Here is a 443-nt window from a genome sequence, read left to right as displayed (position 1 = left end):
TCAGGTCTTTGTTCGAATACATACACCGAACCGGAGGAGGAGCCGTTGTCGTCGTCCAGGTGTGCTCCGACTGTGATCCGGTCGTTGTTGTCAATGCTCACCGACAGACCGAACCGATCTCCGGCAGCACCGTCGAATGCCGTAAGCTTGATCTCATTGTACCCGCCGTTGCCATCCGGTGAATAGACATAAACAGCGCCGGCATTGGAGCCCTTGTCGTCATCACCGTAGGCTCCGACAACGATTACACCGGAGTTGCTGATGGCAACTTCGCGGCCAAAATCTTCATTGGCAGCACCATCGGAAGCTTTCAGTTTTGTTTCTGAGTAGCCGCCCATTCCATCCGGTGTGTAGACATAGAGACTGCCGGAGTTCGCTCCAAGATCATCATCAAAGAGAGCGCCGGAAACGATCACTCCGCTTTCATTGATGTCGGATGCATA

General features: G+C 53.5%; 1 protein-coding gene. It reads right to left on the bottom strand.

The annotated features are described in order from the left end of the window. Window positions 1-443: FG-GAP repeat protein (locus ABLQ08_RS32450; RefSeq protein ID WP_352950917.1), on the bottom strand; the 443-nt coding region annotated here is incomplete at both ends.

This window comes from Roseibium sp. SCP14 (genome assembly GCF_040329475.1).
Taxonomy (GTDB): Bacteria; Pseudomonadota; Alphaproteobacteria; order Rhizobiales; family Stappiaceae; genus Roseibium.
Note: the sequence above shows the minus strand (reverse complement) of the source record. Positions and strands in the feature narration are given on the sequence as shown.